Origin of the sequence: Pseudomonas sp. CFII64, from assembly GCF_000416235.1 — a bacterium.
GTDB lineage: Bacteria > Pseudomonadota > Gammaproteobacteria > Pseudomonadales > Pseudomonadaceae > Aquipseudomonas.
In genome coordinates, this window is sequence record NZ_ATLO01000051.1 from 272,539 (window position 1) to 293,776 (window position 21,238).

At 58.4% G+C, this 21,238-nt stretch carries 21 protein-coding genes and 1 tRNA gene; 14 read left to right on the forward strand and 8 right to left on the reverse strand.

The features are described 5' to 3' along the window. Window positions 1-4: 4 nt before the first annotated feature. Genes CFII64_RS26790 through CFII64_RS26815 form a run of 6 tightly spaced genes read left to right on the forward strand, consistent with a single transcriptional unit; the run spans window position 5 to window position 5,194 of the window. Entirely contained in the window at window positions 5-802 is a 798-nt protein-coding gene (locus CFII64_RS26790) for an ABC transporter permease (RefSeq protein ID WP_020294010.1), read from the forward strand. Next, entirely contained in the window at window positions 799-1,941 is a 1,143-nt protein-coding gene (locus CFII64_RS26795) for an FAD-binding oxidoreductase (protein ID WP_020294011.1), read from the forward strand. The genes CFII64_RS26790 and CFII64_RS26795 overlap by 4 nt, the downstream gene beginning before the upstream one ends. Then, complete coding sequence (locus CFII64_RS26800) at window positions 1,931-2,284, forward strand: (2Fe-2S)-binding protein (RefSeq protein WP_020294012.1); 354 nt, start codon at window positions 1,931-1,933, stop codon at window positions 2,282-2,284. The genes CFII64_RS26795 and CFII64_RS26800 overlap by 11 nt, the downstream gene beginning before the upstream one ends. Continuing rightward, window positions 2,281-3,657, forward strand: coding sequence for an NAD(P)/FAD-dependent oxidoreductase (locus tag CFII64_RS26805; protein WP_020294013.1), 1,377 nt, complete (start codon window positions 2,281-2,283; stop codon window positions 3,655-3,657). The genes CFII64_RS26800 and CFII64_RS26805 overlap by 4 nt, the downstream gene beginning before the upstream one ends. After that, window positions 3,650-4,831: an FAD-binding oxidoreductase gene (locus CFII64_RS26810; protein WP_020294014.1), complete on the forward strand. Its 1,182-nt coding sequence runs from the start codon at window positions 3,650-3,652 to the stop codon at window positions 4,829-4,831. Before CFII64_RS26805 ends, CFII64_RS26810 begins: the two co-directional genes overlap by 8 nt. A 12-nt stretch (window positions 4,832-4,843) precedes the next feature. Continuing rightward, entirely contained in the window at window positions 4,844-5,194 is a 351-nt protein-coding gene (locus CFII64_RS26815) for a RidA family protein (protein ID WP_371106476.1), read from the forward strand. 179 nt (window positions 5,195-5,373) lie between these two features. Here the strand turns inward: CFII64_RS26815 and CFII64_RS29905 are convergent, their stop codons facing one another. Next, a complete protein-coding gene (locus CFII64_RS29905) occupies window positions 5,374-5,553 on the reverse strand; it encodes a hypothetical protein (RefSeq protein ID WP_156883279.1) in 180 nt (59 codons plus the stop codon). Window positions 5,554-5,621: 68 nt separating this feature from the next. Here CFII64_RS29905 and CFII64_RS26820 point away from each other — a divergent pair, with 68 nt between their 5' ends. The 4 genes from CFII64_RS26820 to CFII64_RS26835 all read left to right on the forward strand — a co-directional run bounded on the left by CFII64_RS26820 (window position 5,622) and on the right by CFII64_RS26835 (window position 10,905). Beyond that, entirely contained in the window at window positions 5,622-8,045 is a 2,424-nt protein-coding gene (locus tag CFII64_RS26820) for a glucose/quinate/shikimate family membrane-bound PQQ-dependent dehydrogenase (RefSeq protein WP_020294017.1), read from the forward strand. A gap of 253 nt (window positions 8,046-8,298) precedes the next feature. Next, window positions 8,299-8,372: transfer RNA gene (locus CFII64_RS26825), tRNA-Cys, on the forward strand. 218 nt (window positions 8,373-8,590) lie between these two features. Beyond that, window positions 8,591-10,204, forward strand: a complete 1,614-nt coding sequence (locus tag CFII64_RS26830; protein ID WP_020294018.1) for a DarT ssDNA thymidine ADP-ribosyltransferase family protein — start codon at window positions 8,591-8,593, stop codon at window positions 10,202-10,204. Beyond that, window positions 10,204-10,905 (forward strand): hypothetical protein, encoded by a 702-nt coding sequence (locus CFII64_RS26835; protein WP_020294019.1) that lies wholly within the window; start codon window positions 10,204-10,206, stop codon window positions 10,903-10,905. The genes CFII64_RS26830 and CFII64_RS26835 overlap by 1 nt, the downstream gene beginning before the upstream one ends. On the opposite strand, the gene CFII64_RS26840 is transcribed toward CFII64_RS26835, so the two are convergent. From CFII64_RS26840 to CFII64_RS26850, 3 genes are all read right to left on the reverse strand, one after another. Further along, entirely contained in the window at window positions 10,906-12,006 is a 1,101-nt protein-coding gene (locus CFII64_RS26840) for a GlxA family transcriptional regulator (RefSeq protein ID WP_020294020.1), read from the reverse strand. 122 nt (window positions 12,007-12,128) lie between these two features. After that, window positions 12,129-13,460 carry an amidohydrolase gene (locus CFII64_RS26845; RefSeq protein ID WP_020294021.1) on the reverse strand — a complete coding sequence of 444 codons (1,332 nt, stop codon included), beginning with the start codon at window positions 13,458-13,460 and terminating at the stop codon, window positions 12,129-12,131. A 228-nt stretch (window positions 13,461-13,688) separates the two neighbouring features. Continuing rightward, the gene (locus CFII64_RS26850) at window positions 13,689-14,429 is read right to left on the reverse strand and encodes an SDR family NAD(P)-dependent oxidoreductase (RefSeq protein ID WP_020294022.1); all 741 of its coding nucleotides are present in this window, start codon (window positions 14,427-14,429) and stop codon (window positions 13,689-13,691) included. A gap of 122 nt (window positions 14,430-14,551) precedes the next feature. Between CFII64_RS26850 and CFII64_RS26855 the strand changes: the two genes are divergently transcribed. Next, the gene (locus CFII64_RS26855) at window positions 14,552-15,460 is read left to right on the forward strand and encodes a LysR family transcriptional regulator (RefSeq protein WP_020294023.1); all 909 of its coding nucleotides are present in this window, start codon (window positions 14,552-14,554) and stop codon (window positions 15,458-15,460) included. A 234-nt stretch (window positions 15,461-15,694) separates the two neighbouring features. On the opposite strand, the gene CFII64_RS26860 is transcribed toward CFII64_RS26855, so the two are convergent. Continuing rightward, a complete protein-coding gene (locus CFII64_RS26860) occupies window positions 15,695-16,336 on the reverse strand; it encodes an HD domain-containing protein (RefSeq protein WP_020294024.1) in 642 nt (213 codons plus the stop codon). A gap of 118 nt (window positions 16,337-16,454) precedes the next feature. Here CFII64_RS26860 and CFII64_RS26865 point away from each other — a divergent pair, with 118 nt between their 5' ends. Then, window positions 16,455-17,423 carry a GlxA family transcriptional regulator gene (locus CFII64_RS26865; RefSeq protein ID WP_044901738.1) on the forward strand — a complete coding sequence of 323 codons (969 nt, stop codon included), beginning with the start codon at window positions 16,455-16,457 and terminating at the stop codon, window positions 17,421-17,423. On the opposite strand, the gene CFII64_RS26870 is transcribed toward CFII64_RS26865, so the two are convergent. Continuing rightward, the gene (locus tag CFII64_RS26870; protein ID WP_044901739.1) at window positions 17,410-17,826 is read right to left on the reverse strand and encodes a helix-turn-helix domain-containing protein; all 417 of its coding nucleotides are present in this window, start codon (window positions 17,824-17,826) and stop codon (window positions 17,410-17,412) included. The two genes, CFII64_RS26865 and CFII64_RS26870, sit on opposite strands and share 14 nt — an antisense overlap. A gap of 103 nt (window positions 17,827-17,929) precedes the next feature. On the opposite strand from CFII64_RS26870, the gene CFII64_RS26875 reads away from it, so the two are divergent. Beyond that, on the forward strand, window positions 17,930-18,865 hold the full coding sequence (locus CFII64_RS26875) for an aromatic alcohol reductase (protein ID WP_020294027.1): 936 nt from the start codon (window positions 17,930-17,932) through the stop codon (window positions 18,863-18,865). Window positions 18,866-18,935: 70 nt separating this feature from the next. Here the strand turns inward: CFII64_RS26875 and CFII64_RS26880 are convergent, their stop codons facing one another. After that, on the reverse strand, window positions 18,936-19,328 hold the full coding sequence (locus CFII64_RS26880) for a hypothetical protein (RefSeq protein ID WP_020294028.1): 393 nt from the start codon (window positions 19,326-19,328) through the stop codon (window positions 18,936-18,938). A 270-nt stretch (window positions 19,329-19,598) separates the two neighbouring features. Here CFII64_RS26880 and CFII64_RS26885 point away from each other — a divergent pair, with 270 nt between their 5' ends. Continuing rightward, window positions 19,599-20,414, forward strand: coding sequence for an ABC transporter substrate-binding protein (locus CFII64_RS26885; protein WP_020294029.1), 816 nt, complete (start codon window positions 19,599-19,601; stop codon window positions 20,412-20,414). A 63-nt stretch (window positions 20,415-20,477) separates the two neighbouring features. Here CFII64_RS26885 and CFII64_RS26890 read toward each other — a convergent pair whose 3' ends face one another. Then, the gene (locus CFII64_RS26890) at window positions 20,478-21,230 is read right to left on the reverse strand and encodes an ABC transporter substrate-binding protein (protein WP_020294030.1); all 753 of its coding nucleotides are present in this window, start codon (window positions 21,228-21,230) and stop codon (window positions 20,478-20,480) included. Between the last annotated feature and the right edge of the window lie 8 nt (window positions 21,231-21,238).

Genomic DNA, 21,238 nt, shown 5'->3' on the forward strand with positions numbered 1-21,238 from the left:
CGCCATGCACAAGAACGGATTTTTCTCGCAGCTTTATCACGTGTGCTTCGTCAGCTTCATCGTCGCGCCCTTGCTGGTGGTCATGGCGATGGCCTTTACCGACAAGGGTTACTTGTCGCTACCCACTGACGGTCTGTCGTTGCGTTGGTTCCGGGCGTTGCTGGAAAACCAGGAAATGCTCGACGCCTTCACGCTGTCGATCAAGCTGGGCCTGGCTTCGGCGACCATTGCGGCGTTGCTGGCGATTCCTGCGGCATTGGCAATCAGTCGTTACGAATTCCCCGGACGCGGCGCGTTGACCGGATTTCTGTTGTCGCCGTTGATGATTCCGTCGGTGGTGCTGGGGATCGCGTTTCTACGCTTTTTCTCCCTGGCGCAGATTGGTGGATCGTTCTGGGCACTGACCCTGACCCACGTGATCGTGGTCCTGCCGTATGCACTGCGCCTGACACTGGCGTCGACCATCGGCCTTGAGCGCGATATCGAACAGGCGGCGTTATCGCTGGGCGCCAGTCGCTGGACCGCATTCTACCGGGTGGTACTGCCACGCATCCGCACCGGTGTAATCGGCGGCTGGATGCTGGCGTTCATCCAGAGTTTCGACGAATTGACCATGACCGTATTCGTCGCCACGCCGGGCACCACGACCTTGCCGGTGGCGATGTACAACCAGATTTCCCAGACCATTGATCCACTGATCACTGCCGTTTCCACGGTGCTGATCGTTGGCACCTTGCTGCTGATGCTGGTGCTCGATCGCATGGTGGGCCTGGATCGGGTGTTGATTGGAGAGGGCAAATGAGTCAGGACATCAATAGCGTCACGCAGTCCGACGTGATTGTGATCGGCGGCGGGCTGGTGGGGACGGCGGTGGCTTACGGGCTGGCGCGCAGCGGCGCCGATACGGTGGTGCTGGATCAGGGCGACGACGCGTTTCGCGCATCGCGCGGCAATTTCGGTCTGGTCTGGGTGCAGGGTAAAGGCCACGACCTGCCGGACTATTCACGCTGGACCCGTTCATCGGCGACGCGCTGGCCGGCCCTGGCACAAACGCTGCTGGAAGACAGCGGCGTCGATGTGCAACTGCGGCAGCCGGGCGGATTTCACATGTGTTTCAGTGACGAAGAAATGCTGGAGCGGCAGTCGCGGTTGCAAACCCTGCAGGATGCGTTGGGTGATTATCCGTATCAGATGCTTGATGCCGCGGAGCTCAAGGCTCGTTTGCCATTGATTGGTCCGGCGGTGATTGGCGCCAGCTACACGCCACAGGACGGGCACGTCAATCCGTTGAAATTGTTGCGCGCATTGCACTCCTCGGCTCAGGCCAAAGGCGCGCGGTTGCATGGCGGCGTGCAGGTCGACCGCATTGACTGCGCGCCAGGCGAGTTCCGTGTCACCGCAGGGCAACGGCGCTTTATCGCGCCGCGCATCGTCTTGGCGGCTGGCCTCGGCAATCCGGGTCTGGCGAGGCAAGTCGGCCTGCACGCGCCGGTTGCGCCCAATCGCGGTCAGGTGCTGATCAGCGAACGTGTCCGGCCATTTCTCGATTACCCGACCATCAACGTGCGCCAGACCGACGAAGGCACGGTGCAGCTGGGCGATTCGATGGAGGAGGTCGGTTTCGATGACGGCACCTCCACTGAGGTGCTGGCCGCTATCGCCAGACGCGGTGTATCGACGTTTCCGCTGCTGCGCGACGTGCGCCTGATTCGCGCCTGGGGCGCATTGCGGGTCATGAGCCCGGACGGTTTTCCCATCTATCAACAATCTGCCGCGCATCCGGGCGCGTTCGTGGTCACGTGCCACAGCGGCGTGACGCTGGCGGCGGCTCACGCGTTGCGCATTGCGCCGTGGATCATGGGCGGTGCGCAACCCGAGGAGCTGGCGGTGTTTAGCGGCGAGCGTTTTCTAACTGACAAGGTGTTTTCCCATGCGCACTGATCCGCTGTTTCAACCCGTTGCAAGCGAGGTCCGGGCGACGCGCACAGTGAGCCTGACCTTCAACGAGCAAACCTTGACCGTACCGGCTGGCACCAGTGTTGCGGCGGCATTGCTGATGTCCGGCGTCAATCGTTTTCGTGCGACCCCGGTCAGCGAAGCACCGCGTGCGCCGTATTGCATGATGGGCGTGTGTTTCGAGTGCCTGGTGGATATCGATGGCGTGCCCAATCGGCAAAGTTGCCTGATCGAGGTGGCTGAAGGCATGCGTATTCGCTCACAGGAAGGCGCCCGGGACCTGATTTTTCAGGCGACAAATGTCGACCTCATGGAGGTGCAGTCATGAACCCCGAAACTGTTGATGTGGTGGTCATTGGTGCGGGCGCGGCCGGCATGAGCGGCGCCGTGGCACTTGCCAATTTGGGTCTTGGCGTGGTCTTGCTGGACGAGCAGGGCAGTCCGGGCGGGCAGATTTATCGCGGCATCACGCTGGCGCCGTTGTCACGTAGGGACATGCTTGGCCCGGATTACGCGCACGGCAATCAACTGGCCCAGGCGTTGGCATCATCGACGGTGCGCTACGAGAAGGGCGCGGCGGTGTGGCAGGTCACCCGGGATCATCAGGTCAGTTACCTGCGCGACGGCCGCCTGCACACGCTGAACGCCAAGGCCGTGTTGCTCGCCACAGGCGCCATGGAACGGCCGTTTCCGATTCCCGGCTGGACGCTGCCGGGAGTGATGAGCGCTGGCGCGGCGCAGATTCTGTTGAAAAGTTCGGGGCTGGCGCCCAGCGAACCGGTGGTGCTGGCGGGCTGCGGACCGCTGTTGTACCTGCTTGGCTGGCAATACTTGCGCGCCGGTGTGCCGATCAAGGCATTGGTCGATACCACCCGACCGGAGGATTACTGGCGCGCACGGCGCCATCTGTTTGCTGCTCTGCGCGCCTGGCCGTATCTGCGCAAAGGGCTGGAATTGATGCGTAGCCTGCGCGTGGCGGGCATCGCTCACTACACGGGTGCTGAACAACTGGCGATTGAGGGCGAGGAGACCGTGACGGCGCTGACGTTCACCGCTGGCGGGAAATCCGTGCGCATTGCCAGCCGTTGTGTACTGCTGCATCAAGGCGTGGTGCCCAACATTCAGTTCAGCCAATCGCTGCGCGCCGGGCATGAATGGGACACCGACCAATTGTGTTTCAGCCCGGTGGTCGACGCTTGGGGCGAGTTGGATGTACCGAGGGTTTATGTCGCCGGAGACGGTGCGGGCATCGGGGGCGCTCAGGCCGCGGCTGTACAAGGGCAACTGGCGGCGCTCGGGATTGCTGCGCAACTGGCGACCATCAGCACGGCGCAACGTGATCAACAGGCCGCACCGCTGCGCGCCAGGCTGGAGAGCAATCTCAGAATCCGGCCGTTTCTCGACGCGCTCTATCAACCGAAAGAACAAAATCGGATACCGGCGGACGACGTTATGGTCTGTCGCTGTGAAGAGGTCACCGCCGGGGATCTGCGCGGCTTCGTTGCCTTGGGCTGCGCTGGGCCGAATCAGGCAAAATCCTTTGGCCGCTGCGGCATGGGGCCGTGTCAGGGCCGGATGTGCGGCCTGACCGTGACTGAAGTCATCGCCAAGGCGCGCGGCGTGTCGGCAGCCGAAGTCGGTTACTACCGCATTCGCCCGCCGATCAAGCCCATCACCTTGGGGGAATTGGCCGGTGAGTGAGTCAAGCCGTCGTCAGGGCGACGTACTGGTCATCGGCGGCGGCATTCACGGGCTGAGCACCGCATTTCATCTGGCTCAACGGGGCGTCAAGGTGACGGTTCTGGAAGCTGAGTATTGCGGTCGTCACGCGTCCGGAGTAAACGCCGGTGGCGTACGCACTTTAGGCCGCCACGCGCCTGAAATTCCTTTGGCGCTTTCGTCCCGGGATCTTTGGCATGAACTCAAGCAGGTGCTGGGCGACGATGGCGGCTTCGTGCCCAGCGGCCAGTTGAAGCTGGCGGAAAACCCGTCTGAGCTGGAGGAATGCAGGCAACGTGTCGAGCAGTTGCAGGCCTTGGGCTTCACTCATGAAGTGCTGATTGATCAGCAGCAAGTGTTCGACATCATTCCTACCGTGGCCCGACACGTCGTCGGCGGCATCTGGGTCAAGGACGACGGCTATGCAGTGCCTTACAAGACCGTGACGGCCTTTCGGCTAGCGGCAGAGAAGCTCGGCGTTCAGGTACATGAGAACTGTGCGGCGCTGCGTATCGAACAGACTGGCACTCAGTGGCAAGTCACCACGGCGAAGGCTGTGTTCAGTGCCGAACAGCTGGTGGTCACCGCCGGTGCCTGGGCGGGCGAGTTGGCAGCCCAGGTGGGCGAAGCGGTGCCGGTTCATCCGGAAGGCCTGATGTTGATGGTCACGCACCGGGTCGCGCCGTTCTGCGCGCCGGTATTGGGAGCAACGGGCAGGTCGCTGTCGTTCAAGCAATTCGCCAACGGCACGGTGGTGATCGGCGGCAAGCTGATTGGCGCGCTGGATTTCCCCGCGCGCCACGGCGAAGTCGATATGACCCGGCTCGGCACCAGCGCGCGCACGGTCACCGATCTGTTCCCGCATCTCAAACACTTGGGCGTCAATCGCGTCTGGGCGGGTGTCGAAGCGTTCACGGCCGATGACTTGCCGGTGATTGGCGCCAGTCGCAAGGCCAGCAACCTGAGCTATTCGTTCGGCTTCTGCGGCAGTGGCTTTCAGATGGGCCCCGGCACAGGCAGGCGTCTGGCCCAACAAATTATGGGCGAACACTCCGACATCACTCTCGATGCTTTCGCCATCGACCGTTTTGACAAAGCAGCGGCAATGACGCCGCTGATACCTCTGCAATCCGCTTCAACCATCCCGCAACATTGAGGAGTTCACATGCTGGAAATTACACGCATCGAAACCAATCAGCGCATGAGCCGCGTCGTTCAATGCAACGGCTTCACCTTTCTCGGCGGCCAGACCGCCACCGACCGCACCCTGGACATCAAAGGCCAGACCGCGCAGGTGCTGGAGAAGATCGACAACTTCCTCGCCAAGGCTGGACTGGATAAAACCCGTATTCTCAGCGCGCAGGTCTGGCTGTCGGACATCGAGGCCAACTTTGCCGGAATGAATGAAGTCTGGGACGCTTGGGCACCGCAAGGTCATGCGCCTGCTCGGGCAACCGTGGAGTCGCGTCTGGCGGCTCCTGATTTGCTGGTGGAAATTACCGTGGTTGCGGCGGGCTGATTCGCAAGCCGCACTTCCCAAAACCTCGTTCGGTCATTTGTGCCGATTCGAGGTTTTGGTCTGCACCGTTACGCTGTCTGCTCATTCAGTTGCCCTGACCAGCGTTGCAGGGCAGGGCGGTCACGTAGTCGCCGTGGCCGAGAATTTGAGCTCGATTGTTACGCCAGAAGCAACGGTGTTTATCGTCCAGTAAGCAGGGCAAATTGTCGCAGGAACCCATTTTTTTGATATCGTTGCAAAACTAACCAGTTAGTTAATAGTTTTGCGCGTCCCGCCAGCGCGTCGTCCTGACGTGACTTTCCAACGATGCCACCCATACTTGAATCGTCTTCCAGCGGTTTTTTCAGCCAGATGGGCACTCAGCGGCCTCGCTTCAAAACTATTGACCTTCTCCTTAAACGTTCATGCGTCAACAGGATCATGCAACATGACTAACTCACAATCTCCGGCGTCTTTCAGCCGCTGGCCCATCTGGATCGTCGCCCTGGGCGTGCTGGTATTTGGTCTGCTCTTCGCGGCAGGTGGCGGATACCTCGCCAAGCTGGGTGGCAGTTGGTACTTCCTGCTCGCCGGTCTCGGTTTAATCATTTGCGCTGTGTTGCTGTTCAAACAACGTCTTCTGGGTGCCTGGCTGTTTGCGGCGCTAATGGTCCTGACGGTTATCTGGGCGCTGGTGGATGCCGGTCTGAATTTCTGGCCGCTGGTTTCGCGTTTGTTTGCCTTGGGCGTGCTGAGTCTGCTGGTCGCGCTGATCTACCCGACGCTACGCAAGGCTAACGGTCTGGCCAGTGGTCGCGGTGGCTACGTGCTAAGCGGCGTGCTGGCAATCGCCATGGTTGCCGGATTCTGGGGTATGTTCGTCCCGCACAATCCGGTGTCGGCCAATGGCGATGGTCCTGGCCTGACCAAAGTCGATCCTGCCAATGCTCAGAAAAACTGGGCGCATTACGGCAATGACGAAGGCGGTGGCCGCTTCGCCGCGCTGGACCAGATCAATCGTGACAACGTCTCGAAACTGGTGCCAGCCTGGACTTATCAGACCGGCGATATCGCAGTCAGTGATGGCAATGGCGCGGAAGATCAAATGACGCCGTTGCAAGTGGGTGACAAGGTATTTATCTGCACCCCGCACAACAACCTCATCGCGCTGGACGCCGACACTGGCAAAGAACTGTGGAAAAACCAGATCAACGCCAAATCGGCGGTCTGGCAGCGTTGCCGGGGTCTTGCTTATTTCGACGCCACCGCAGCAGTCGCCCAACCCGCCGATGGCAGCATGCCGGCCAAGGCTGTTGCCGTGCCGAACGGAGCGAACTGCCAACGCCGCCTGCTGACCAACACCATCGACGCACGCTTGATTGCCGTGGATGCGGACACGGGCGCGTTCTGCCAGGGCTTCGGCACCAACGGACAGGTGGACCTGAAAACCGGACTGGGCAACGTCCCGGATTCCTACTACCAGCTTTCGTCGCCGCCGCTGATGGCCGGGACGACCGTGGTAGTTGGCGGCCGAGTCGCCGATAACGTTCAGACGGATATGCCTGGTGGCGTGATCCGTGGATTCGACGTTGTCACCGGCGAAATGCGCTGGGCGTTCGATCCGGGTAATCCTGACGACAAGCAAGCGCCAACTGCCGACCGCACTTACGTGCGCAGCACGCCGAATAGTTGGGCGCCTATGTCCTACGACCCGGCGATGAACACCATCTTTCTGCCGATGGGCAGTTCCTCCACCGATATTTATGGTGCGGAGCGCACTGCACTGAACCACAAGTACGGCGCATCCGTACTGGCGCTTAACGCGACGACGGGTGAAGAAAAATGGGTCTATCAGACGGTTCACAATGACCTGTGGGACTTCGACCTGCCCATGCAGCCAAGTCTGATCGACTTCACCAAAGCAGACGGCACTAAGGTTCCGGCTGTTGTGATTGGCACCAAGGCCGGGCAAATCTTCGTGCTGGATCGTGCCACCGGCAAGCCGTTGACCCAAGTTGAAGACATCCCGGTCAAAGCCTCTGATATCCCGAACGAGCCATACTCGCTAACGCAACCATTGTCAGTCGGCATGCCGCAGATTGGTGCGCAACACCTGACCGAATCGGACATGTGGGGCGCTACGCCTTTCGATCAACTGCTGTGCCGGATCTCGTTCAAGAAAATGCGCTACGACGGGCTTTACACCGCGCCAGGCACCGACGTTTCCTTGAGCTTTCCCGGATCGCTGGGCGGGATGAACTGGGGCAGCATCTCGACTGATCCAGTCCACGGCTTCATTTTCGTCAACGACATGCGCCTGGGTCTGTGGAATCAGATGGTGCCGCAGCAAAAAAATGCATTGGCTTCCTCCGGCGGCGAAGCGCTGAACACCGGCATGGGCGCGGTGCCCCTCAAAGGCACGCCGTATGCCGTGAACAAGAACCGCTTCCTTTCGGTGGCCGGGATTCCTTGTCAGGCGCCGCCTTTCGGCACCCTGACCGCCATCGATATGAAGACCCAGAAAGTCGTCTGGCAAGTGCCGGTTGGCACGGTTCAGGACACCGGCCCGATGGGTATCAAAATGCACCTGCCGTTGCCTATCGGCATGCCGACCCTGGGTGGCACGCTTTCAACTCAAGGCGGTCTGATATTTATCGCCGGCACCCAGGACTACTACCTGCGCGCCTTCAACTCCGCCAATGGAGAAGAAGCCTGGAAAGCGCGTTTGCCAGTCGGCAGCCAAGGTGGCCCCATGACGTTCGTCTCGCCCAAAACCGGCAAGCAATACGTTGTAATCACCGCAGGCGGGGCACGCCAGTCGCAGGATCGCGGCGATTACGTCATCGCCTACGCGTTGCCCGAAGGCAAGTAACCTGAAACCCGCAATCGGCACAGCAGGTCGATTGCGGGTTATTCCCGACCCACTCCATCACCTTTGAAGCTGACTTGCATTTTTTTCATGGCATTCCTTGACATGCCCGCCGAACAAGTACAGAATTGCGTCCATTCCTGATTCAGGAATACGAAAAACCCTATAGATTTCAAAGGGTTGGACGCCAGTAGCTAGCTCTGGTTTCCGGACAAGTTTATATGCATTGAATGCTTGTTAAGCACTTGATGTTTGAGGCCGAGTAGCAAAATGGTTATGCCGCGGATTGCAAATCCGCTTACGCCGGTTCGATTCCGACCTCGGCCTCCACTATTAAAAGCCCCGAAGACTCACGTCTTCGGGGTTTTTTTTGGGGCTTTGGAAAGGCGGTAGGCAACTAAACTCCGCCCGCAGACTCATAGGTCCGTTACCTGGCGCAGCAAGCGCGAAGGTTGGATGGTCGCGATCGGTCACCGCATACAGCCTGCGTCTGGCAGTTGGCTTTACCCTCTGGATAATTAAACGGCGCTGCCTTCAGGAAGCCATGGATGACGATTCTTTATTTTCAGATAGTTATAATTTTTACCCTTTATATCGCGAGTCTCATAGGCAAAAAATCACTGGTTGTTGCATGCGCGGCGTGGACACTATTCACGCTGGCGACCGTGTTTTTTTCGGGTCTTATCCTGCTGCAGTTGATCACGATATGGACGTGCTACGCGTTCTTCAAGCCAGCAGGCCGCAACACTGAGACAGCCCGCCCGAGCAAAGCCAAGAGCGGTGAGACCACTGTTTTAAGCCCTTTGCAGCCTGTTTCAAGCGCAGGGCGGCCGGTTTCCAAACTTTTCGAAATCCCGCCCCCGGTCGGTGCTGTTCAGCGCAAGCTCGACTCGGTGAATAATGCTCTCACGAGTTTTACTGACTCTGTCTCCTTGAGCATGACGGTCAACAGCGCGACTCAAGCGCTGCAACATACAGTGTTCACTGAAAAGCTCGGCATTGAACATGCTTTGCAACGCGCACAAACTGTGCTCAAGTTGCGGGCGTGGCGCGAGGAGCGTGGTGAGGAAGACTGGGCTCACTTTCAGGAAGCTCATGCCCGGTTTAGCAAATTACTCAAACCGCCAACTGATGTTTCTGTAGCAAAACCGTCGCCTGGGTGGCAGTTTCCAGACTTTACTATTGCCCCCGGTCCTGACGATGCGGACCTGACTAATACCCTTGCCATCGCAGCCAAAATACGTTCGTTGCAAAGCGAACGAGATGATTTTCTGCGCGATATGGTTCGTCAGATCTGGAATAACGAACCACTGCGCATCGCACTGCAGGATGAACTCAATAAGGTGGGCGGCGCGCAGACCTGGGGCAGCCTGTGCCGGATTGCTGCCGAAAAAAACAAATCATCCGCACGTCTGTCGTTCGGTGCTTTGTTACGCACGATTACCACTCAGGCCACCGGCTCGTTACCGCCTGAGTCTGCCATTGACGAGGCTTTAACTCCGCGCTCGATACTCACATCCGCAGCCGAGATAGAAGCCCGAGTGAAAGCTCTGGAACTTCCTTATCTGGTTCATTTCACCCGTGTCGAAAACTTACCCTCGATCATGCAGCTTGGGTTGTGTTCAATCACCACGCTCACTGAGGCTGATGTCGGTTTCACGGCTAATGATCGCTTGCGTCTGGAAGGTCGCCCCGATGCGGTTTGCCTGTCGGTCAGTTACCCAAACGAAAAGATGTTCGCCCATTACCGCTGGAAGGCTCCTGAACAAGCTTGGGTTGTGCTGGTCATTGATCGCAGTGTGCTCTGGACCCTGAACGTCGCGTTCTGCAATCACAATGCCGCTGACCATCGTATTCGCCAACAACCCCTCGACGACCTCAAGACCGTGTCGGCCTTCGACAATCTGTTTAACCCCGTGCAGGGCTTACCGTCTCGCGAAGAAAGCAAGCTGCTGGCTTTCGATCCCACCGACGTTCAAGCTGAAGTTTTAGCGTTTGATACTGTGTCGCCAGATTTGATCAAGGGAGTGGTGTTCAGTGATGCGAGCAGCCAGCACAACTTCCGGCACTGCATCGGGGACCGACGTAACCTCGTTAATTCTGAAGGTCGTGGTTTTCTCGGCGCTCGCTCTTATGCCCGTAAACGCGGATGGACTTACTGATGGCTAGCAGACCGGTTTTTATTCCGAACCCCGATGGGCAAGCGCCCGTGATCACACACACCGTTGACTTTGAATGGTTTGCGGGTCTCTCCGTGACGCAGAAACAAAAATCCATCAAGGCCCTGCATCAGGCCGCACGCGAGTTAACGGGCGTTGATCGTGTGCTGGAAGTGTCGACCAAATCGGCGGAACCACTCGGAGTGGCGCTGAGTGCCTTTAACCTTTCTTTTGCGATGTCGATGCTTGAGCATCCTGTAAGTGTTGAATGCGCCTTCCAGGGCAGCAAAGTGTTCGAGGACGGCGGCCCTTTTACCGAGATTTACCGGTTCACGTCTCGTGATGCCAAGCGTGACGAGCGCTTGCGTACCTCCGGGAGGCTCACAGGCTTTAACTTCGTGGGTACGGACTGGCCGCTGGAGCCGCAGACTGCATTCTATGACTGGTTGTATATCAGCGCGCTGAAGGGTCGCAAGGATCTATCGGAACAACTGGCAGACTATTCTGCGTTCACCGATATCGAGTTCAGCCCGCAAAAATCCATCAACTGCCAAGCCTATGCCCTGGCGCTGTTCGTCTCTTTGCAGAAAAGAAACTGTCTGGAGCCGGTCACTTCGTCACCAGCGGCGTTTCTGGATTTTCTGCAGTCCCGACCCGTGGTGAGCGCGCGCCAGGATGACCTTTCGCAGGGGCGGCTGTTCTAGTCAACGGTCGGGCTCTTTGGTTGACGCTTGCTGGGAAGGGGAAGCATCGCTCGCGATACGCTGTCGGCTACGCGCCTGGCTGGCGGTGTAGCCGAAATAATCCCGGAAGCACCGGCTGAAGTGATGGGAACTGATAAAACCGCAAGCCATGGCCACTTCCACGACCGAGGCATTGCCCTGCAATAACAGGCGACGTGCCCGTGTCAGGCGCAACTCCAGGTAGTGGCGACGTGGCGAGCTGTGAAGGAACGTCTGGAATAGGCGCTCGATCTGCCGTCGAGACAAGTCCACATACCGCGCCAGTTCATCCAGCTCCAGCGGATCCTCCAGATTGTTTTCCATGAGCTCGATCAGGCTCGACAGTTGCGGCGGAAAGGCCGGATCCCGGCCGCCACGGGCCAAGGGCATGTCCTCGGCATAGGCGCCCCGATCGCAGCTGAGAATCGCCTCGATGCCCTTGACCAATTCGGCCCCTTGCTGGCGCCGAATGATCGCCAGCATCATCCCCAGCGCGCTATTGGCGCCCGCACAACTGACCAGGTCGCCGGTAATGACAAAAGGCTGAGGGCGCAGACGAACGCCGGGGCAGAGTTCGTGAAGGCTGGCCTGGCTTTCTGGATGCACGGTGCATTCGCGCTGGTCCAGCAGGCCTGCGTGGGCCAGTTGGAAGCAACCGTTCCACAGGCTACCGAGCAGTACGGATTGGCGACTGGCCTGCCGCAGTTTTTTGATCAGCGCCGGAGCAGGCGTCAAGGCGGTTCGCAATCCACCGCAGACGATCAGCATGTCGAGACCCGCCACGCTCAGCTTGTCGACGGGCAGGTCCGTCGCAATCGCTATGCCCAGATCACTGCGAACCTGACCGCCTTTCAGGCTGTAGGTGTTGATTTCATAGCGTGGCGTCTGGCTCAGATAATTGGCCGTCACCAGCGCATCCAGTGAACCGGTGAAAGCCATCATCGAAAAATGCTCCAGCACCACCACGGCAATTTTGCGACAGCCGTCTGCCTGCGGTCCTGAAGGGATGTCGGTGCGACCATAAGGCTGATTGATGCCTTTGAGGCTCATACCAAAATGTCGGCGGCTGTCGGCTGGGGCCATGGGAACTCGGGCGCACAGAGGGAAAGCCGGAAAGGTAGCTGTTCACGGCTGGCAATGCCAGCCCTGTGGCTGAACAGGTCTCCGCGCTTGCACAGCGCTCCATTTTTTACGCCCCATGGCGGTCAAAGAGTCTTGGCAGAGTGGCCGGCATAATTGAGCACGAACTGGACATGAGCCTTGACCCCGGTCGCCAGGGTTGCATCGTCCGCAGTGAAGTACGGGCTGTGATTGTTGGGTACTTTCTGCATATTCTGGTTTTCGGGCGTGGCACCGAGAAACACGAATAGCCCCGGCACCCGTTCCGCGTAGTAGGAAAAGTCCTCGCTCGGTGAGAGCGATGAATCCAGGCGCGCGACCTTGCCCGGCGCGGCCAGCTCCAAAGCGGGCACCATAGCTTCAGTCAACGCGGGATTATTGGTGGTAACCGGCGCAATATTTACCAAAAGCAACTTGGCCTTGGTTTCATAGGCGCCAGCAATCCCATTCACCATCGCTGGCATTTTCTGCAGGATGGTGTCGCGAATCGAGGCGTCGTTGCTGCGAATCGTGCCAGTCAGCTCAACGCTTTCCGGGATGATATTGCTCGCCGAACCGGCATTGATAGTTCCGACGCTGATTACGCCCATGCCCTTGGTCATATCAATCCGTCGGCTGATCAAGGTTTGCAGGCCGGCGATAATGCCTTGGCTGGCCATGATCGGGTCAACGCCGCTCCAGGGCGCAGATCCGTGGGTCTGCTGGCCGTTTAGGGTGATGCGGAATGCATCGCTGCTGTTAAGTGCGGTTCCGGATTTGTAGTACAGGTGGCCCGTCGGGTAACCGGCCATGACATGAACGCCGAATATGGCCTCCACCTTGGGCGAGTCCAGCGCGCCGTCGCGGATCATCGCCTTGGCGCCGATTACGGCGTCAGTCTCGAACTCGCCCACGTCAGCGGCACCTTCTTCAGCTGGCTGAAACAGAAAAACCACCGTGCCAGCGATTTTGTCGCGATGTTCGGCAAGCACCTTGGCTGCGCCGAGCAGCATCGCCGTGTGGGTGTCATGGCCACAGGCGTGCATGATCGGCACTGTTTTCCCGAGGCGAACACCCGTTGCGGTGCTGGCGAACGGCAAGCCGGTCATTTCGTTCACGGGAAGGGCGTCCATGTCGGCACGCAAGGCTACTACCGGACCGGGCTTACCACCTTTGAGCACGCCGACCACGCCGGTCTTGCCAACGTTGCTCCTGACTTCCAGGCCAGAGTCCTTGAGCCGCTGGGCAACCAGTCTGGAAGTTTCGACTTCCATATTCCCCAGTTCAGGATTCTGGTGAATGGTGTGACGCAGCTCGATGACTTCCTGGTTGACCGACGCGACCGCCGGGTCTACCCAGCTGAAATCGGAGGCCAGGCAAAGGCTTGTGGAAAAAGTACCCAGAAGGGCCAGGCCGACAGGTGATAGCGGGGCGCGCATGATCAATGTTCTCCAGTGCTTGTTATTACTCATAAGGAGTGATTTCGCAGGGCGCACAGGGTAGGGCGCAGCGCCAAGGGCGACAAGGCAGAGTGTCCGGTAATCGCCCGGTTTGCGGCGATGCGCCGTTTGGAGTCTCCAGCGGCAGACGGCCTGAGAACGAAAAACGCCTGCTTCGAAGAAGCAGGCGTCAAGGTGTATCGTCTTATCTTGCGCGCACAGTTGGAATTACCAGGTTCCAGCCGTGGAGCCGCCATCGACTACCACAACGCTGCCGCTGGTGAAGGACGAGTCGGTCAGGTACATCACCGCATCCACCACATCTTTCGGGCTGCCGATGGTGCCGCTTGGCGACAATCCCTTGAGGAAGGCTTGAGTGCCTTCGTCCTGGTTGTGCAGCGGCGTGTTGATGATTCCCGGCGCAACGGCATTGACCTTGACGTTGAACGGCGCCAGTTCCAGAGCGAGACCGCGAGTGGCGTGGTTCAAACCGCCCTTGATCAGCACCGGCAGCAGCGCCGGGACCTTGATATTAGGCTGCATGGCGATGCTTGCGGTGATGGTCACAATGTGTCCGCTGCCGTTGGCGGACATGTGGGTCGCTGCAGCCTGAGACGGGTAGAAGAAGCCCATCAGGTTGGTGCCGACGATGGCATTGACGTCCGTCTCGGTGTAGTCACCGATGGCTTTGGGAATGAAGATGCCAGCGTTGTTGATCAGGATGTCAACCTTGCCAAAAGCGGCGATGGCTCGCTCGAACAGGGCCTTGGCGGTTTCCGGTTGGGCGATGTCGCCGGCAACCAGCAAGAAATTTTCCGGGTTACCGAGTTTGGCTGCCGCCGTTTCAAGACGATTCAGGGTGCGAGCATTGCCGACGACGTTGTAGCCGCGCTGCAGATACGCCTCAGCAATGGCGAAACCCAGGCCGCTGGAAGCGCCGGTGACAATAACGGTTTGCGTGGTGTTCATGGTAAAGGCCTCTGGATGAGTGGACTCTTGTCCGATGAAGCCACTTTACTTTTGCGTCAGAGTCAGATAAATCGCCTGCTGAGCATTTGAATTGATACTTGATGTAATTAATAGGGGCTGACATGCCGCGACATTTTGATGACGTGCAGTTGGGTAGCATTGAGCTGTTCTGTCTGGCCGTTGAGCACGAAAGTTTCACGGCGGCAGCCAACGCCGCTGGCGTCACTCCGGCGGCGGTCAGCAGATCGGTTTCGCGGCTGGAGGAGCGCCTGGCCGTTCGTTTGTTCGTACGAACCACCCGGCAGATACGCCTGACGGAAGGCGGACGCCTTTATTACGCACAGTGTCGCCAGGCGCTGACCCAACTGGTCGATGCCGAGCGTGAAGTCAGCGGCCAGCAACAGGCGCCCTCAGGTGAAATCCGCATCAGCGCGCCCACGCCTTACGCACATTTTCGGCTGCTGCCGATGCTCGCTGAGTTTCGTCGTCTATACCCATTGGTGAAAGTCGCGGTACATGTGAGCAATCGCAATATCGACTTCGCCGAGGGCGGTTATGACCTGGCGGTTCGCGGTCGCGCTCCGGACGATTCAGGACTGATCGCACGCACCCTGGAGAACGCCGAGTTGGTGGTCGTCGCTTCGCCGGGGTATCTGACAGCATACGGAGTCCCTGAGTCGTTGGCAGACCTGCAAGCACATGACTGCATCCAGTTCGAACTGCCCAGCAGCGGCCGAAACCTGCCTTGGATGTTCATGGACAAGGGCAAGGCAATCAACGTACAGACGTCCGGCAATACAACGTGCCTGGAGGACTATCTCGCCAGTGTGACCATGGCCAGGCATGGGGCGGGGATCGTGCAGACCTATCGGTTCACGGTGAAGGAAGACATCGAGCGCGGCGCATTGGTTGAATTACTCAGCGGACTGGGTGGCGCGACCCGGCCGTTCATGTTGCTGTATCCACACGTCAAGCATATGTCCCTGCGCGTCCGGACGCTGATCGACTTTCTCACGGCGCAGGCGGCTTAGTCGCCTGAGCTGCGTGCGATTTCCGCGCAGGGGCTTGCGGCAAAGTTTTTCTATCTGAATCGAACAGACCTACTGGTTTGTCGCGAGATGGAAGCCGAACGACATGAAATATTCCTCCGCCACAGAAGGTTTCAAGCTTGCTTACCAGCGGTCCGGGTCAGGTGATCCGGTTGTGTTGCTGGAGTTGTCAGCTCGCAGAGTTGACTCAACGAGCTGCGGCAATTCTCCCTGCGTTCAAGCAGACCAGGCGGACCGGCGAATCACTTCGCAAAAATTGCCCGGAACGAACGACGGATCCTTGTCCGCGAGGACATTGGCCTTGACGTTGCCGAAGGTGGTGTCCGGCTTGTCTTTGATCCCGTCATAGAACGCCTGAATGATGTCTTCCTTGAACTGTGCGCTGCGCGGATAGGCCTTTACGACGGCTTCGCGCTCAGCGTCGCTGTACAGCGGATAAGTCAGGCCGAGCACATCCATTTCCACGCCTGCTGTGACCAATGCGATCACCGGGTGCATATGCTCGGGAATGCCGGGTGTGGTGTGCAGCGCAATGGCTGTCCAGACCGTATCGATATCCTGCTGGCTGACCTGATAGCCCTTGAGAAAATCCCGCGCCGCGTCTGCGCCGTCCACTTCAAAGCGTTTGCAGGCACTGCTGCACTTATGAGTCAGCCCCATGTCGTGGAACATGCAGCCGGCGTAGAGCAATTCGGAGTCGAAGCTCAGCCCGCGCTTCTGGCCGGCCAGGGCGGCGAAGTAATAGACGCGGCTGGAGTGATTGAAGAGCAGCTCGGACTCGGTATCGCGTACCAGTTCGGTAATCTGGCGCGCCATGGTGCTGTCCGGAATCTTGATGTCGCCAATAGTCAATGTCATGGGGTTCGTCCGTCTGTGTGGTTGGTGAGTCCAGTATTGAACGCTGGCGATATGGCTTCAAATGGCGCTAACATTCAAATCCTGCCATATCGCGCAGCTGACGGACGCGGAGCCCTTCATGACGAAAACACGCACCATCGCCATTCTTGCGGTGCCCGGCGTTCAGTTGCTGGATGTCTCGGGGCCATTGGATGTGTTTGCCGAAGCCAATGCCCAGAGCGGTCGCGATTACTATCAACTGCAGATCTGGGCGTTGGAGGCGGGGCCGGTCCACAGTTCATCCGGAGCCCGTTTATTGCCTGATCAAGTTCTGGGCGACGAGTTGTCCGAGGTCGACACGCTGCTGGTGGCTGGCGCCCCTAATGCTCCCTACCTGATCCTGAAACCGAGCGTTATTCGCTGGCTACAGGACTCGGCACGCAGCGCCCGTCGTTATGGCTCAGTGTGTACGGGTGCCTTTGTGTTGGCGGCGGCTGGATTGCTGGAAGGCAAGCACGTCACGACCCACTGGATGCGCTCGGCGCTGTTGGCCGAGCGCTATCCCGATATCTGCGTGGAAGAAGATGCCCTGCATGTCCACGACGGCAAGGTGCATACCGCAGCGGGCGTTACAGCGGGCCTGGATATGGCACTGGCGCTGGTCGAAGATGATTTGGGTCGTGACATCGCCAAGCAGGTCGCCAGCCAGCTGGTCATGTACTTCAAACGTCCCGGCGGGCAGTTGCAGTTCAGTCGGCGCGGCGAATCGTTGCCCACCGGGCGGGCCATGCTGCAGGAGCTGCAACGCTGGATCGCGGCCAATCCTGCTGACGATCACAGCATTTCACGGCTGGCCGAACGGGTGAACCTCAGCCCACGGCATTTCGCTCGCTTGTTTCACGCCGAGGTGGGCATCACGCCAGCGGCCTGGGTCGAACAGGCGCGGGTCGCTGCGGCCAGAAAGCAGCTGGAGAGCGGGGTGGATGTGCCCAAACAGGTTGCGGCACAGTGCGGATTCGCCAACGCGGATACCTTGCGGCGCACGTTTACCCGGCACGTTGGCGTGACCCCCAGCGAATATCGCAAGCGTTTCGTCAGGGCGCTATGACGGGATTAGTCTGGCTGTCATAGGCCGTGCGAGCGCTGCGAAAAGCTTCCGCGTTTTCCACCACCCAGGTCCACAGGGGGATCATGTGCACCAGTAAACCCATGCCCAGCGCGGATAACTCATATTCGACGCGCGGCGGCACTTCGTGGTGATCGTGACGCACGATCAGACCGTCGCGTTCGAGCTGGCGAAGCGTGCGGGTGAGCATCCTTTGCGTCACGCCGTGCATGCGCCGTCCGATCTCAGCGTGGCGTAATTTGCCTGCCACACCCAGGGTATGAACAACGCCCAGTGACCAGCGATTGCCTGCATGAGTCAGCACTTCGCGTTTCAGCCCGTCATCGTCAGCGCTCAAGGCGTCACACGCGGCTTGTGAGTGTCTTAATACTTCTGCGGTGTCCAATTGCCCTTGCGGTATCACTGGTGTGCCTTCTTATAAGCCGTCTTCATGTGTGCCAGCATCACGCAGTGCCATCGTTGGTGCAAACAAATAACGGGAGATGATGATGCAAGCGGTCACACGCACTACAGAGCGCGGGATCCTCGTCCTCGGCGCGGGCGAATTGGGTATGGCGGTTCTTCGTCAACTGGCCAGATTGGCTGCGTTGGCGGGTGATACGCGGGTCTCGGTTTTGTTGCGTCCCTCGACGCTGGAGTCCAGCGCGCCAGGCAAGCAACAGGAAATTGATGAGCTGCGCTCGCTGGGTATCGAATTGCTGTCGGGCGATCTGGTGTCAGGCACGATTTGCGAACTCAGCACCTTGTTCCGTGGTTTTGACACCGTGGTCAGCTGCATTGGGTTTGCTGCGGGTAAAGGTACCCAAATCAAACTTGCGCGGGCGGCAATCGAAGCGGGTGTTCTGCGTTATGTGCCTTGGCAGTTTGGTGTCGACTATGACGTCATCGGTCGAGGCAGCGCCCAGGATCTGTTCGATGAGCAGCTGGACGTAAGGGATATCCTGCGCGGGCAAGATGCAACGCAATGGCTGATCATTTCCACCGGGATGTTCACCAGCTTCCTGTTCGAGCCGGTGTTCGGCGTGGTCAATCTCGCCGAAAACACGGTTCACGCCCTCGGCAGTTGGGACACTTGCGTCACTGTCACGACGCCCGAAGACATCGGCTTGCTTACGGCGCAAATTCTGTTGGCGCAGCCACGATTGGCTAATCAGGTGATTTACACCGCCGGTGACACGCTGACGTATGGCGAGCTGGCAGACAAAATCGACAAGGTGCTCAAGCGCAACGTGCAACGGGTCGAGTGGCCTGTCGCGAAGTTGAATGCGGATCTGGCACTTGAGCCTGATGACGCAATCAGAAAATACCGGGCAGTCTTTGCGCAAGGCAAGGGCGTTGCGTGGGATCAAAGCTGCACGTTCAATGCCCGGCATGGCGTTGAAGTCATGGATGTGGAGCACTGGATGCGTTTGAACCTCGGATGAGGCGGCCCGATTTATTCAAATAAAAAAGCCGCTCTCAATGACAAGAGCGGCCTTGTGCCCGGGTTAGCGATTACCAGCGGCCATCGCCCCGGTTATGGTCGAAGCCGCGGTCACGATCACGCCCCCTGTCACGACCATGATCATAACCATAACCACCGTTGTAATAGCCGCGAGGCGGTCGCGGATCGAAGCGGCGATATTCAACGCGGGTGGCTACCGGTACGTAAGCCACTGGCTGGTATCGCGGCTGATACTGCGGCTGATATCGGGGCTGTGGTTGGTAGCCCTGGTATTGCGGACGGTAGTTATCGTGGTTTGAACCGCTGATCACAGTGGCCAGTATGGCGCCCACCGCAGCCCCGGCGATGACTGGCACGATCACATCGCGGCCGTTGGCGGATGCCGCACCCGCGGCAACCAGGCAACCGGACAGGATCAAGACTTTGGTTATCTTCGAAAACATGGTGTCTCCTCAGGCGGCATGTGTGGGTTCGCCATGGATGTATGAAACACCCGTTTCGTGTAAACGGAGGTCTGGATTCGGTAAAGGTTGCGTAAAGCGCTGCCAGGGCAGCTGGATGGCAGTTCTCAAGGTTTGCGACACAAATGGCACGTGTGCAGGCTCCAAAAAGGATTGCTGCTTGTCACTATCTACCTCATCTTGATTCACCGGGTCGTATCAGTCGGCCGTGGGCATACCACGTGCACACGGGATTTCCCTGAGAGGTTCAATATGATGGGGCGTAGTTTGTGCAAATTCATCTCGATGCCAGCCATGCTGCTGATCCCCTGCATAGCCCTGAGTGAAAGTGCTTGTGATCACCTGACTGCAACCGGCAATGCCGAATATCCTCCCTACCTGTGGCGAGACCCACATAACCCTCAGCAACTCATAGGCGCAAACGCTGACTTGATCAAACACTTGGGCACGCTTTTAGGACTAAAAATCGAAGTCATATACGGCGGGCCATGGTCGCGAGCGCAGGAAGAGGTGAAAGCAGGTCGCATTGATATGCTGGCCGGATATTTTCTCACTGCAGATCGGGAGCGGACTTTGAACTTTGTGAGCCCACCGTTTCTTTTTACGTCCAATATGATTTGGGTGAGGCAAAACGAAGACTTCCACTATCATCAATGGTCTGATTTGGCCGGACGCAGTGGTGGGACCTTGGTCAACAACAGCTTCGGTCAAGCGTTCGATGATTACGCTAAAGCAAACTTTTCGCTTGAGGCTGTGCCAACAGCCGGTCAGGCGTTCCAAAAGCTCGTACTCAAACGCAACGATTTTGTGATATTCGAGCAATTCCCTGGAATGGCGTTAGCTAAAAAGTTGGGGGTCGAGGCGGTCATAGAGGCTCTCGAGCCGCCGGTCAGTCGCGAGGGTCTTTATCTGGCGCTTTCAGCCAACTCTCGGTGCATTGATCAAACATTGCGAAAACAAATAAACGAACATATGCAGAAGATAGTTTCAAGTACGCTGCCTCAAGCGCTTGTAACGTCGAATCTGGAGCTTTGGAACGCACAGCAACGCGAGGGGTTAAACCCGTAAGTTGAGGCGGGTGCCAAAGGCCCGGAAGCGGAAACTGAAAATAGATGCATCAGGCACAGTCGCTCACTTCGTGAGCTTTGACGGACGATCTTCATTCATTATTCGAACCACTGCCCCTGAGGCTTCGAGCTGCTCGAATGAGCGTCGGGCCTGGTCGACCATTTCGTCGGACGTGCCTCGACTGAACGCCATGTAGACCCTGGCGGGCTGCTCGTCGATCGAATAGATTTCCTCCAGCGAGTCAAAATCTACCTGCGCGGCTTCACTGACCAGACGTGCTGAGGGCTCTGACATAGGGACCAGCTGGACTTGCTGATTGAGCAATTTTTGAAAGTTATCGCGATTATCGTTTGATATAACCAGGCGAGTGAACCCTTGCAGCTCCAGGAAAGTCTGCTTGGTATCGTTACGCACCACGCCGACACTGTAGCGTTTGGCATCTTCAAGGCTGTTCAGCGTGATACCGGTGCGCCCACGTAATTTGTAAAACTTGATCGAAACCCGGTGGATCTCGCCCACCCACTTGAACAACTCTTCGCGGATTGCGGTACGCGTCAAGGGGTAGATCAGGACGTTAGGCTCATGCAAAGCCTTTTCATAGGCCCGCGCCCATGGGTATAGCGAGAGGCTATAGTCAGTCAGCGCAGCGCCTCGTAAGGTCTCCTCGACAATGCGAGTACCCGGACCGACGATCTTGCCGTCACGAGGGTACGCGTACATAGAATCCTCGGTCACCACTTCAATCCCCTCGGCGTGGGATTGCAGGCCGACTAGCGCCAGGAACAAGCATGAGCAGAACGTCATACGAAAATGCATACAGACCT